Raw genomic sequence first — 13,481 nt, 5'->3', positions numbered from 1 at the left:
ACAAATTCTGATCGCGCAGACTGTCACTCATGCTGTTCCGCTCACGGTTGAGACGACGGAGCCGCCTTGCCGGTTTGAGGATCAGGATAATTCGGAATTTCCCCCAGCCTGCGCAACCCGTTGAAGTGCTGCGGATCATCCAGGTAGCGAACCATCACCTCGCGCCAGGTAGGGTCGCCGAACGTCTGCACGTGCGGCCCGCGGGTCAGTTGCAGCACACGCGGTGGTGGTGCGGCCTTATACAGGCTGATGCCGTTGTGCAGCGGCACTTGCGTGTCGTCCAGGCTCTGGAACAGCAGCATCGGCGTGCCCTCGAGCTGGGGCATGCCGTTGATGGCGCTGTCGCCGTCGGGGATCACCCACGACAGCGGCCTCTTGAAAGCCCAAGTCAGCCACGAGGTGCCGAGGGTATACCGCGCGACCTCGCGGTAGCTCGCCGGCACGCCATCGAGCACCAGCGCCTTGACCCGCGCTCGCTGCTGCGGATGTTCGGACAGGTAATGCACGGCCAGCGCCCCGCCGATGCTTTGGCCGAGTACCACCAGCGGTTTGCCCTGCACGTCGGGCGCAGTGTTCAGCCAGTCGAACGCCGCGTCGATGTCCTGATAAATGGCCGGCAGACTTGGCTCACCTTCGGACCGGCCATAGCCGCGATAGTCCACCAGCAGCACTTGATAGCCCTGCTCCGGCAACCACCAGCTACCCGCCAGATGCCAGGCCATGTTGCCGCCGTTGCCATGCAGGTGCAGCACCGTTCCCTTCACCGGCACGCCAGGCTTGGCCGGCAGAAACCACGCATTCAGGCGGGTGCCGTCGGCCGCCGTGAGGGTGACATCGCGCCAGGCCAGGTGCGCTTTATCTGGCGTCAATGGCAGACCGCGTTCCGGGTAGAACAGCAATTCGCTGCAGCCGCTGAGGGAGATGACCACAAGCAAGGCAAGAAGACGCTTCAAGCGATGTCCTTCAATTTAGGATAGGGGTCACAGAATATTCGAATAATCCGCTTCGATCCGGTCCAGGCTCAGGTGGTTGAGGAAGTTGGAGAAGCACATCCACGCCGACAGCGCATTCATGTCGCGGAACTGGTCGGGCAGGTACTTGGGCGGTACCACCAGACCTTCGTCCACCAACTGGCGCAACGTGCGCATGTCCTCCAGCGTGGTCTTGCCGCAGAACAGCAGCGGCACCTGCTCCAACTTGCCCTTTCTCACGGCCAACTGAATGTAGTTGTAGACCATGATAAAGCCCTTGAGGTAGGACAGATCCTTGGTGAATGGCAGCCCATTCGGCACCGAGCCGCGGAATACCCGACTGGCGTTGCCGTAGCTTTCCGACATGCCAAAGCCCTGCTCACGATAGAACTCGAACACCTGCAAAAAGTCGGCGCCCTCCTCGGCCATATGTATGGCGCGCGTACGATTGGTCAGCTTGCGCAGGCGGCTCGGGTAGGACGCAAAACCGATGATCTCCATCAGAATCGCCAGGCCTTCCTGGGTCACCGTCGACGAGGGCGGGCCTTTGGACAGGAAGGTGCAGATCGGCTGGTTCTGCCCATTAAGCGTGGTGCCGACGTGGACCAGGCCTTCGTGGACCTCCAGCGCCCGCACGTCGCGCTCGTTGAACATCGCATCGCTGCGGATCTTGATGTAATCGGCGCCAGCTGCAGCGTCGGCCACGATGCCGTCGGATTCGAACACCCGGATCGTCTCTTCGGCTTCACCGAACGTGCGATTGAGCCGGGTCTGCAGCATGGCAACGGCGTCTTTAGCCGTCAGGATTTTTGGCTCATCCTTGAGGTCACCGCGACCGGCGATGTTGTTCAGGTAATCGGAGAGCATCATGCCGAGGTCGGACAGCGTCGGATCACCGGCGTGGAAAGCATCGGACGCCGCGCCGTACAACTCCTGAGAGATCAGGCCGAAGTCCGGGGTGCCGCGCGCCTCGAGCATGCGGATGACCATCCGGTACTCTTTGCACATGCGGCGCATGATCTGCCCGACCGGGTTGAACTGACCCAGCTGCCGAGTGATGTCACGCTCGATGTTCTGGAACTCCAGCTTCACCGCGCCAGAATCAAATCCCAGTGGGCGATTCTCGTAGTACGCGCGATCCACTTCCGGCAGGTGCTTGCCCTTGCCGTCGAGGAAAGTCTTGCGGATGTTGTCATCCCATTTCACGGCATCGAGGACGCGGATCGGCGTCTGCGCCACCACGATACGATCGGACAACGTGCGAATAGTCTGTTGGTATTCGTCCACCCGGTACCCCTTATTGAAACGTCGCGCTATTTGGTCATGCGCTGATATTGAGCTGCTTTGAGAAAGACGTCGGAATTGGCCGGGTCGTCGAGGTAGGCAAACACCCTGTCCACGGGGCTTGAGATCAGCATGCCGTCGCCCTTTACCGTATCGACCCGCTCGCCGTCGAGCACCTTCTGCTCGACCAACTGCTGAAACCGCTCCAGGTCGAGGTCATAGACCACCAATTCGTCGGCGCCGTTCTCGTTATCCATCAGGTCAAACCCGGCGATGACGTAATTGCCGCCGTATTTGTCAGGCAGCGCAGCGGACACGTACCAACGGCTGCCGTGGCGCGACACGGTGAAGGCGTACTCGTCACGGTTCTTGCGATCGCCTTTGCGGTAGCTCACTGCTTTGTAGCGGTCGGGGCCAGCGCGGCTGATTTCCAGTTCGAGCGGCTCGCCCCAGGCATTTTTGCTGCTCCAGGTGCCGAGCAATTTGGGCGGGGCGGTATTACTGGCCGGAATCGGGTCTTTGAACGTCACCAGGCATCCGCTCAACAGCGCGAACGACAGGGCGAGCAAAACGCTCCAGACTCTCATCGGGTTCTCCTTGAGGTATCAGCCAGCCGTAGGCTTGGCGGTGCCCAGTACCAGATGCATCTGGCGAGTAAGAATAGCGAGCATTTCTTCGTCTGCGCCGGGTTGAGGCCCGTTGAGCAGCCCCTGATATTCCATCCGGCAGATGAGCCCCGTCAACACTTGGGCGTCCAGTTCCGGCTGAACCGACCCCATGACTTCGAGAAACTGGGCGCTGCCCTGCAACAAAATCTGCTGATGGGCGCTCACCAGTGGCGCAAGCCGCGGGTTGATCAGCGCTTCGAGGTGGAAGGCGTGCTCGGCAATGAGCTGGTCGCGACGGGTCAGCAGTTGATGGCGCACGTACTCCATGGTCATCCGCGCGATCTCATCCGCCAGCCGGGCGCGGGCTTCGGCGCTGCCGTCATTGCGCGCGACCATCTCGCGCAGCAGCGCCTCGGTGTTGCTCCACAGCTTGGCCATGTAGGCCGCGCTGCGTTCAACGTACTGCGCAAAGGCATCGGTGAGCAGGTCATCAATGTCTTTGAAGTAGTAGGTGGTGGCGGAGAGCGGCACTTGCGCTTCGGCTGCCACCGCGCGATGACGCACAGCCCGGACGCCGTCACGAATGAGGATGCGCATGGCCGCATCAAGAATCTGTTGCCGACGCTGTTCACTTCCCTGTCGACTCGCCTTGCGGCCCTGGTACTGAACACTCTGTGCGACTGCCGTGGCCAGGCCAGCGGCTCCCTTTTGAGCGATCGTGCGGTTCACAACGGGATTTCCTTTTCTCTCAACGAACAGACAAAAAAAAGCCGCCCTGCGCAGGCGGCTTGTTTTGACGCTTAGGCTTGCGGCCGCATGTGCGGGAACAGGATGACGTCACGTATGGACGGCGAATTGGTCAGCAGCATGACCAGACGGTCGATGCCGATGCCCTCGCCCGCTGTCGGCGGCATGCCGTATTCCAGGGCCCGGACGAAGTCTGCATCGTAGTGCATGGCCTCATCGTCGCCCGCGTCCTTGTCCGCCACCTGAGCCATGAAGCGCTCGGCCTGGTCTTCCGCGTCGTTCAACTCGGAATAGGCGTTGGCGATTTCGCGGCCGCCGATGAACAGCTCGAAGCGGTCGGTGACGTTCGGGTTGTCATCGTTGCGACGGGCCAGCGGCGACACTTCGAACGGGTACTGGGTGATGAAGTGCGGCTGCTCCAGCTTGTGCTCGACCAGCTCTTCGAAAATCATCACTTGCAGCTTGCCCAGACCTTCGAAGCCCAGCACCTTGGCGCCGGCTTTCTTGGCGATGGCGCGGGCCTTGTCGATGTCGTTCAGGTCATCGGCGGTCAGCTCGGGGTTGTACTTGAGGATCGAGTCGAACACCGACAGACGCGCAAACGGCTCGCCGAAGTGGAACACCTTGTCGCCGTACGGCACGTCGGTGCTGCCAAGAACCAGCTGGGCCAGTTCGCGGAACAGTTCCTCGGTCAGGTCCATGTTGTCTTCGTAATCAGCGTAGGCCTGGTAGAACTCGAGCATGGTGAACTCGGGGTTGTGCCGGGTCGAAACGCCTTCGTTACGGAAGTTGCGGTTGATCTCGAACACCTTCTCGAACCCACCGACAACCAGACGCTTGAGGTAAAGCTCCGGCGCGATACGCAGGAACATTTCCAGGTCCAGCGCGTTATGGTGCGTCTCGAACGGCTTGGCCGCAGCGCCACCCGGAATGGTCTGCAGCATCGGCGTTTCGACTTCGAGGAAGTCGCGTTGCATGAGGAAGCTGCGGATGTGGGCGATGACCTTCGAGCGAACGCGGAAGGTTTCGCGCACGTCTTCGTTGACGATCAGGTCGACGTAACGCTGGCGATAACGCTGCTCGGTATCAACGAGACCATGGTGCTTGTCGGGCAGCGGACGCAGGGACTTGGTCAGTAGGCGGACGTTAGTCATTTCGACGTACAGATCGCCCTTGCCGGAACGCGCCAGGGTGCCTTCGGCCGCAATGATGTCACCCATGTCCCAGGTTTTCACCGAGGCCAGGGTTTCTTCGGGCAGCGTCTTGCGGTTGACGTAGACCTGGATGCGCCCGGTCATGTCCTGAATCACCATGAACGAGCCACGGTTAAGCATGATGCGCCCGGCAACCTTGACCGGAATCGCCGCCTCAGCCAGCTCTTCCTTGGTCTTGTCCGCGTATTGTTTCTGCAGGTCGTTGCAGTAGTTTTCGCGACGGAAGTCGTTCGGGAAGGCATTGCCCTTGGCGCGCTCGGCCGCAAGTTTTTCCTTGCGCAGGGCGATCAGGCTGTTTTCTTCCTGTTGCTGGGCTTGCGGGTCGAGTTGTTGGTCGCTCATGTCTTGATTATCCATCACAGGTTCGTGGCCCTTCGTCTGGCCGGGAAGCGCGACAAAGGATCGCGGGCGGCGACGTCATGATGACGCGCCCGACCCGCAACAGTGGTGTGGCGATTACAGGCCCTGTTTGAGGCTCGCGATCAGGTATTCGTCGATGTCGCCATCGAGCACCTTGTCGCAATCGCTGCGTTCGACGCTGGTGCGCAGGTCCTTGATGCGCGAGGCATCAAGCACATACGAGCGGATCTGGTGACCCCAGCCGATGTCCGACTTGGTGTCTTCCAGCGCTTGCGAGGCCGCGTTGCGCTTCTGCACTTCCTGCTCGTACAAGCGCGCCCGCAGCATCTTCATCGCGGTGTCTTTGTTGGCGTGCTGGGAACGTTCGTTCTGGCAACTGACCACGGTATTGGTCGGAACGTGGGTGATCCGGACCGCCGAGTCAGTGGTGTTGACGTGCTGACCACCGGCGCCGGAGGAGCGGTAGGTGTCGATGCGCAGGTCCGACGGGTTGATGTCGATTTCGATGTTGTCATCGATTTCCGGCGAAACGAACACCGCCGAGAACGAGGTGTGACGGCGGTTGCCGGAGTCAAACGGGCTCTTGCGGACCAGACGGTGGACACCGATTTCGGTGCGCAACCAGCCGAATGCGTACTCGCCCTTGATGTGCACCGTGGCGCCTTTGATACCGGCGACTTCACCGGCCGACAATTCCATGATGGTCGCGTCGAAGCCGCGCTTGTCGGCCCAGCGCAGGTACATACGCAGAAGGATGTTCGCCCAGTCCTGGGCTTCGGTGCCGCCGGAACCGGCCTGGATGTCCAGGTAGGCGTTGTTCTGGTCCATCTCGCCGCTGAACATGCGACGGAATTCCAGTTTTTCCAGGGCTTCGCGAAGACGCTCGACTTCAGCAGCAACGTCGTCGACGGCGGCCTGGTCTTCTTCTTCGGCGGACATCAGCAACAGGTCCTTGGCGTCCACCAGGCCGGTGCTCATCTCGTCGAGGGTGTCGACGATCTGCGCCAGCAGCGAACGCTCGCGGCCCAGTTCCTGGGCGTAAGACGGGTTGTTCCAGACGTTTGGATCTTCGAGCTCGCGGTTAACTTCGGTCAGACGATCATGTTTGTGATCGTAGTCAAAGATACCCCCGAATGGTTTCGGAGCGCTCGGACAGGTCCTTGATGCTGTTTAGGATCGGGTTGATTTCCATGGTAGGCAGCACTCGCAGGCGATTTTCACAAAGCCGGCGAGTATAGCGCAGCCAATCCAGCGATGGCAGTCCGTTGGGCGGGGGTGAGCCGTGTTCATTGTTCTTGACGAGTCACCAACCCGGTGACGGCCAGGGAGCGCAGGAGCGTGAATCCCCCGCCCTACCCCACCGCCACCTGATTGCGGCCATTGTGCTTGGCCGCATACAACCCCTGATCCGCACTCTGGATCAGCTGGCGACTGTGGCTGCCCACTTGCGGCACCATGGTGGCCAGGCCAATGCTGACGGTCAGGCTCGAGCCTTGGCTCGGGGCGACGTGGGGGATGTTCATGCCGGCGATGGTCTGGCGCAGCTTTTCTGCCAGCAGGCGTGCGCCACCCGGTGATGTGCTGGGCAGTACCAGCGCAAATTCTTCGCCGCCATACCGCGCAGGCAGGTCGGAGGGACGGCTGGAGTTGGCACGGATCGCTTTGGCGACCTGACGCAACGCCTCGTCACCTTCGAGATGGCCGAAGGCGTCGTTGTAGGCCTTGAAGTAATCCACGTCGATCATCAGCAGCGAGATCTGCGTCTGCTCCCGGGTGGAACGGCGCCATTCCAGTTCCAGGTACTCGTCGAAGTGTCGGCGATTGGACAGGCCGGTCAAGCCGTCTGAGTTCATCAGGCGTTGCAGCACCAGATTGGTGTCGAGCAGCTGTTGCTGGCTGACACGCAACGCACGGTAGGCTTCGTCGCGCTGCAGCAGCGTCATGTACGAGCGCGAGTGGTAGCGAATGCGCGCGACCAGTTCGATGTTGTCCGGCAGTTTGACCAGGTAATCGTTGGCGCCGGCGGCAAAGGCGGCGCTCTTGATCAACGGGTCTTCCTTGGTCGAGAGCACGATGATCGGGATGTCACGGGTCTTCGGGTTGTTGCGGTATTCACGCACCAGCGTCAGGCCATCTAGGCCGGGCATCACCAGGTCCTGAAGAATCACGGTAGGTTTGATGAGAATCGCTTGCGCGATCGCTTGATGCGGGTCCGCGCAGAAGTGAAAGTCGATATTTTCTTCGTGAGCCAGCCCGCGTCGGACGGCCTCGCCGATCATGGCCTGATCGTCGACGAGCAACACCATGGCAGCGTTTTCATCCGTGGCGTTCAGATCGTCCAGTTGCAAATCATGCATGCGGGGTCTCCTGGTCACAGGCGGGCTGTGAGATCACCTGGAAATTCATTGGGTGAATACCTCCTTCAAGCGAGGTGCGATCGATTCCAGTGAGCGAATTTCCATGGCGGCGTCGATCGCCGCAGCCGCTTTGGGCATGCCGTATACCGCGCAGCTCGCCTGATCCTGAGCGATGGTGAGAAAGCCTCGCTGACGCATCAGTTTGAGCCCCTGCGCACCATCACGGCCCATGCCGGTCAACAAAACACCCACTGCATCACCATTCCAATAGCTGGCCACACTTTCGAAAAACACGTCGATGGACGGCCTGTAAATTTCGTTAACCGGCTCTGCGGTGTACGCCAGTGTGCCGTTCCTGAGCAGACGGATATGATGGTTGGTGCCTGCGAGCAGCACCGTGCCCACTTGCGGCGGCTCGCCATCGCGCGCCAGCCTGACTTCCAGCCCCGAAGCGCTGCTCAGCCATTGCGCCATCCCCTCGGCAAACACCTGATCCACGTGCTGCACCAGCACGATCGCTGCCGGGAAATCCGCAGGCAGCGCTTTAAGCAGTATTTCCAGCGCGGCGGGCCCGCCGGCCGATGAGCCGATCGCGATTAACCGCTGACGCTGTGCCGATTCGCGCACCGGTGGCGGCGCGGGGCGGACCCGCGTGTCCCGCTCGCCAATGAGCCAGCCTATATTAAGGATCTTGCGCAACAAAGGCGCGGCTGCATCCTTGGGATTGCCGGCCCCCAGCGCGGGCGTGTCGACCACGTCCAGCGCGCCATGCCCCATGGCTTCGAACACCCGATGCACATTCTGCTCGCGGTCCACGGTGACGATGACGATGGCGCACGGCGTCGCCGCCATGATACGTCGAGTCGCCTCCACACCGTCCATCACCGGCATGATCAGGTCCATCAATATCAAGTCAGGCGTCAGCTGGGCGCAACGCTCCACCGCCTCGGCGCCGTTGCTGGCCACCCAGACGATCTGGTGCGCCGGCTCGAAGGCCAGCGCGCGGCGCAACGCCTCCACCGCCATGGCCATGTCATTGACGATGGCAATCTTCATCCCTGCGCATCTCCTATCAACTCAACGACTGCATCGAGCAGCGCATCGTCATGGAAACTGGCCTTGGCCAGATAATAATCGGCACCGGCGTCCAGGCCGCGACGGCGGTCTTCTTCACGGTCCTTGTACGACACCACCATCACCGGCAGCGATTGCAGGCGGCTGTCGCGACGCACCAGCGTCACCAGCTCGATACCGTCCATGCGCGGCATGTCGATGTCGGTGATGAGCAAGTCGAAATCCTCACCGCGCAGGGCGTTCCAGCCGTCCATGCCATCCACGGCCACCGCCACTTCATAGCCACGACTGAGCAACAATTTGCGTTCCAGTTCGCGCACCGTCAGCGAGTCGTCGACCACCAGCACGCGCTTGCGCACCCGGGTGTCGGCCTGACGACTGCGCCGGTCAATGCGCTCCAGGCGCCCGGTATTGAGGAGTTTCTCCACCGAACGCAGCATGTCCTCGACGTCGATGATCAACACCGCTGAGCCGTCGTCGAGCAAAGCGCCGGCGGAGATGTCCTGAACCTTGCCCAGGCGCGGATCCAGCGGCAGAACCACTAGCGTGCGTTCGCCGATGAAGCGTTCCACGGCGACGCCATACACGGCATCGCGCTCGCGGATGACCACCACTTTGAGCACGTCTTCACTGTGCTGGCTGGCAGGACGATTAAGTAGCTGAGTGGCCGCAACCAGCCCGACATGCCGCTCCTCGTGCCAGAAATGCTGACGGCCTTCCAATTGCACGATCTCATCGGCACGCACGTCCCGCATGCGCTCGATGTGCGCCAGCGGAAAGGCATACGCTTCGCCGCCGACGTCCACCACCAGGCTGCGCACCACCGACAAGGTCAGCGGCACTTCCAGATGGAAACGGCTGCCCTGCCCGGCGCGCTGATCCATTTCAACGCCGCCACGCAGTTGCCGAATCATGTGCTGAACCGCGTCCAGACCAACCCCTCGTCCGGACACTTCGGTGACCTTGTCGCGCATGCTGAAACCGGGCAGGAACAGGAAGCTCAACAATTCTTCTTCGCTCAACTGCGCGGCGGTTTCGGCAGGCGAAAGTTTGCGCTCGATGATGCTCAGGCGCAGGCGTTCGAGGTCAACGCCGGCGCCGTCGTCGATCAGCTCGACCACCAGCAGCCCGGCCTGGTGCGAGGCCTTCAGTTGAATCAGCCCCTCGGCCGGCTTGCCGCAGGCGATGCGCTGTGCGGGCAGTTCGATGCCGTGGTCGACGGCGTTGCGCAGCAGATGGGTCAGGGGCGCTTCAAGTTTTTCCAGCACGTCGCGGTCGACCTGGGTCTTTTCGCCGTCGATTTCCAGGCGCACCTGTTTGCCCAGCGAACGGCCCAGATCACGGACCATCCGCGCCTGCCCCGCCAGCACATCGGCAAACGGTCGCATGCGGCAGGCCAGCGCGGTGTCGTAGAGCAGTTGCGCGCGTTGCGACGCCTGCCAGCCGAACTCGTCGAGGTCAGCCGTTTGTTGAATCAGCAAATGCTGCGCTTCGCCGAGCAGACGCCGCGCTTCGTCCAGCGCCTTTTGCGCGTCGGGATCGGTGTTGGCGGCGAGCAAGGCTTCAAGACTGTCCAGCGCCCTTGTTGCGCCGGTCTGGGTGCGTTTGACCCGCTGCATTGCCGCCAGATACGGCTTCAGGCGCTGGGTCTCGACCAGCGACTTGCTCGACAGGTCCAGCAGGTTGTTCAAACGTTCGGCGGTGACGCGCAGGACCCGCTCGCCGGTTTCGGCAACGCGTCGCTCGCCAGGGCCATCCGCTTTGAGCGCCGGGTCCGGCGCGGGTTCGACAACGGAGGCTGCCAGCTCTTCGGCCGCCGAATCCTGCGCAGATTGAAGCGAGGTGACCAGCGACTGCGCGTTGGCGAGCAGGATGTCCTCAAGCGAAGGTAGCGCAGTGGGCACCAGCATGGCTTTCATGGCCGGATCGTCGCTGACCATGTTGTTCATCAGCGCCACGTAACCGTCCACATCCGCCTGGGGCACGCTGGCGCCAGGCGTGGCGATGCGCATCAGCAGATCGGTGCCCATCAACAAGGCGTCGATGTGCTCGGGCAGCAGGTGCAATCGCCCTTCCTGAGCGCTGACCAGGCAATCTTCCATGACGTGGGAGACGCTGACACCGGCGTTGACCCCGACAATCCGCGCCGCGCCTTTCAGCGAATGGGCCGCGCGCATGCACGCCTCCAGGTGATCGGCCTGGGTCGGGTTGCGCTCGAGGGCCAGCAGGCCGGCGCTCAACACCTGGGTCTGAGCTTCAGCCTCCAGGGTGAAGAGTTCGAACAGCGACGCGTCGCGCATTTGATCGGGCGTCATGTCAGGCTCCGGTTCACGGCCGACAACAGCTGGTCTTCATCGAGCAGGCGCAAGCTGCGGTTTTTCCATTGCACGACGCCTCGGGTAAAGCGCGCGTTGCTGTTCTGCGCCGACGCCGAGGCCGTATCCAGCAGGCGCGCTTCGATGGCATGAATGCCGTCGACCTCATCCACTGGCACCACCACCGGGCCGCCGTCTGCCGAAACGATCAGCATGCGCGGCAATGTTCGGGCATCACCGACCGGCGCAACCGACGGATCCAGCCCGAGCAACTCGACGAACGACAGGCACGCCACCAGCGCGCCGCGCACATTGGCAACGCCCAGCAGGGCACGGGATCGCTGGTGCGGAAGGGAATGAATGGCTTGCACCGGCGATACTTCCACCAGACACCGCGTCGGCAGACCGAGCCACTCTTCGCCGAGACGGAACACCACCGTCGAGCGGGTCTGGACGTCAGCGGCAAGCGCATCGCTGTGCACAGACACACGCTGTTCCTGGGCCAGGGAGTAACGGTCGAGCAAGCGCGTTGCCGCGGCCGAATACACCGAGCAGTTGCGGCAATGAATGTGATCGGCAAGCAGCGGGCAGGACCGGTCGCCATGGATGCCGATGCGATTCCAGCAGTCGTCGATCGCCGCGGCGTCGTCGCTGACCAGCTCTGTGTGTACGCGACTCATCCGCTGCGTCCTTCTTTAGTGACACCCCTTGCCGCGCGCTCCTGCAGCCGCCGGGCCCCTGCGCTGTCGCCTTGGGCGGCGAGCAGCGCGGCCAGTTGCGCCAGAGTTTCCGGATGCTGTGGTTGCAGATACAACGCCTTGCGATAAAACCCTTGTGCCGCGCTCGCCTCCCCCGCCACTTCGCTGAGCAGACCCAGCCAGTAGAACACCGGCGCAACGGGTTCGAAGCGCTTGAGGTACTGCTCACCAGCAGCCTTTGCCTCCGTCGTGCGGCCTTCATTGGCAAGGGCCGCGATGCTGCGCAATAACTCGGCAGCTTCGCCGTTGCCAGAACCCGTCGCCGCCACCGCTTTGATGTCGGGTCTGAGCGCAGCCCTGCGTTCTTCGGTCAGCGCAGGATCACTCAATAACCTTCGCGCAAAGGGCTGAGGTTTATGGGCGCCGCGCGACAGGGCCGATGTTGGGTGAGCAGACAATGAATCGCTTCGCGACGGCTGCATGGCTGGGGCAGTCACGACACTGTGGGGTTCGGCAATGGCCTCGTCACGCCGACGAAAGGCGAAGGACTGCGCGATGCCAATCGACACCATGCCCATGCGCCCGAGCAGGCTGCCCTCGGCGGGGCCGATAAACAACACGCCGTCTTCGCGGGTCATGCGTTTCAGCGCCTCGAAGCCCTGACGCTGGGTGTCGACGTCGAAGTAGATCAGCAGATTGCGGCAGAACACAAAGTCGTACGCCGACTGCGCCACCGCCATCGCAGGGTCGAGCAGATTGCCTGATTGAAAGCGGACCTGATCCCGCACCCGCTCCTCCAGGCGATAGCCCTCCTCGGCCGCGCTGAAAAAACGTTCCCGAAAGCCCAGTTGATCGCCGCGAAAGGAGTTCTTGCCATACACGCCCTGGCGCGCGCGCTGGATCGAAAGCGGGCTGATGTCCACTGCTTCAACGCTGAACTGCGGCCCTCGAAGACCGGCGTCGAACAGCGCCATGGCGATGGAATAAGGTTCCTCGCCGGTGGAGCACGGCAGGCTGAGAATGCGCAGCGGGCGTACGCCATTGAGCTGCGCCAGTCGGGCATTGGCCAGCTTGCCGAGGGTGACGAACGATTCCGGATAACGAAAAAACCACGTCTCGGGGACGATCACCGCTTCGATCAGCGCCTGTTGTTCGTCCGCCGAACCCAGCAGCAGGTGCCAGTAGTCGTCGTGGTCCCGCGCTTTGGACAGCGTGCAGCGCTGACGCACGGCGCGCTCGATGATCGCCTCGCCCACCGATGCGACGTCGAGCCCGATGCGGTCTTTGAGAAAGGCGAAGAAACGCGCGTCGCTGCTCATGGCGCGGCCTCGAAAGCATCGAGGCTCATGGGCTGCTCGGGAAACAACAGTTCGCGCACAGCGTCACTGAGCAAGTCATCCACACGTATCCATTGCAGCAGGCCTTGTTCGTCTTCGCGCACCGGGCCCAGATACGGCGCTTGTGAGTTGTCCAGGCCGTAGGCCTTGAATTCATGGGGCGAGCAGCGCAGCGTGTCGGTCGCCTGTTCGAGGATCAAACCCAGTTCCCGCGCCGGACGATCACAGCCAAGGCGGTAATGCACCAGCACCAGCCGCGTGCTGGTGCGCAGTTGCGCGGGATGGCCGAAGGTCAGCGCGCTGAGGTCGATGACCGGGACGATGGCGCCACGGTGGGCAAACACACCGGCGACCCAGTGCGGCGCCTGTGCGATGGGCTTGAGCACCAGCCGCGGCAGCACTTCGGCGACTTCCGTCGCTTGCAGCGCATAGCGTTCCGCACCGATGCGAAATAGCAGAAACAGCTTGTTCTTCGGCAACACCGTAGCGTTGCGCCTGGCTGAATGCTCGATCATG

At 62.2% G+C, this 13,481-nt stretch carries 12 protein-coding genes; all 12 read right to left on the bottom strand.

The window, feature by feature from the left end:
- Positions 1 to 41: 41 nt before the first annotated feature.
- A complete protein-coding gene (locus tag FX982_RS12610) occupies positions 42 to 953 on the bottom strand; it encodes an alpha/beta hydrolase (protein ID WP_172610920.1) in 912 nt (303 codons plus the stop codon).
- A gap of 27 nt (positions 954 to 980) precedes the next feature.
- Positions 981 to 2,258 carry a flavohemoglobin expression-modulating QEGLA motif protein gene (locus FX982_RS12605; RefSeq protein ID WP_122535091.1) on the bottom strand — a complete coding sequence of 426 codons (1,278 nt, stop codon included), beginning with the start codon at positions 2,256 to 2,258 and terminating at the stop codon, positions 981 to 983.
- A gap of 26 nt (positions 2,259 to 2,284) precedes the next feature.
- Positions 2,285 to 2,842 carry a cache domain-containing protein gene (locus tag FX982_RS12600; RefSeq protein ID WP_172610918.1) on the bottom strand — a complete coding sequence of 186 codons (558 nt, stop codon included), beginning with the start codon at positions 2,840 to 2,842 and terminating at the stop codon, positions 2,285 to 2,287.
- An 18-nt stretch (positions 2,843 to 2,860) separates the two neighbouring features.
- Positions 2,861 to 3,592, bottom strand: coding sequence for a TetR/AcrR family transcriptional regulator (locus FX982_RS12595; RefSeq protein WP_172610917.1), 732 nt, complete (start codon positions 3,590 to 3,592; stop codon positions 2,861 to 2,863).
- A gap of 71 nt (positions 3,593 to 3,663) precedes the next feature.
- Complete coding sequence (lysS, locus tag FX982_RS12590; RefSeq protein ID WP_122535100.1) at positions 3,664 to 5,166, bottom strand: lysine--tRNA ligase; 1,503 nt, start codon at positions 5,164 to 5,166, stop codon at positions 3,664 to 3,666.
- Positions 5,167 to 5,280: 114 nt separating this feature from the next.
- Positions 5,281 to 6,376 (bottom strand): peptide chain release factor 2 gene (gene prfB, locus FX982_RS12585; protein WP_108120905.1). Its coding sequence is split into 2 segments (ribosomal slippage): positions 5,281 to 6,303 and positions 6,305 to 6,376, totalling 1,095 coding nucleotides; the frame shifts between segments, so codons are not numbered across the junction.
- Positions 6,377 to 6,536: 160 nt separating this feature from the next.
- On the bottom strand, positions 6,537 to 7,541 hold the full coding sequence (locus tag FX982_RS12580) for a response regulator (RefSeq protein WP_172610915.1): 1,005 nt from the start codon (positions 7,539 to 7,541) through the stop codon (positions 6,537 to 6,539).
- A gap of 45 nt (positions 7,542 to 7,586) precedes the next feature.
- Entirely contained in the window at positions 7,587 to 8,597 is a 1,011-nt protein-coding gene (locus tag FX982_RS12575; RefSeq protein WP_172610913.1) for a chemotaxis response regulator protein-glutamate methylesterase, read from the bottom strand.
- Positions 8,594 to 10,930 (bottom strand): hybrid sensor histidine kinase/response regulator, encoded by a 2,337-nt coding sequence (locus FX982_RS12570; protein WP_172610911.1) that lies wholly within the window; start codon positions 10,928 to 10,930, stop codon positions 8,594 to 8,596. The genes FX982_RS12575 and FX982_RS12570 overlap by 4 nt, the downstream gene beginning before the upstream one ends.
- Entirely contained in the window at positions 10,927 to 11,610 is a 684-nt protein-coding gene (locus FX982_RS12565; protein WP_122535085.1) for a chemotaxis protein CheW, read from the bottom strand. The genes FX982_RS12570 and FX982_RS12565 overlap by 4 nt, the downstream gene beginning before the upstream one ends.
- A complete protein-coding gene (locus tag FX982_RS12560; RefSeq protein WP_172610909.1) occupies positions 11,607 to 12,947 on the bottom strand; it encodes a CheR family methyltransferase in 1,341 nt (446 codons plus the stop codon). The genes FX982_RS12565 and FX982_RS12560 overlap by 4 nt, the downstream gene beginning before the upstream one ends.
- The gene (locus FX982_RS12555; RefSeq protein ID WP_172610908.1) at positions 12,944 to 13,480 is read right to left on the bottom strand and encodes a chemotaxis protein CheW; all 537 of its coding nucleotides are present in this window, start codon (positions 13,478 to 13,480) and stop codon (positions 12,944 to 12,946) included. The genes FX982_RS12560 and FX982_RS12555 overlap by 4 nt, the downstream gene beginning before the upstream one ends.
- Between the last annotated feature and the right edge of the window lies 1 nt (position 13,481).

Source organism: Pseudomonas graminis (genome assembly GCF_013201545.1).
Lineage (GTDB): Bacteria > Pseudomonadota > Gammaproteobacteria > Pseudomonadales > Pseudomonadaceae > Aquipseudomonas.
The sequence above is the reverse complement of the archived record's forward strand: the minus strand, read 5'-3'. Positions and strand labels throughout refer to the sequence as shown.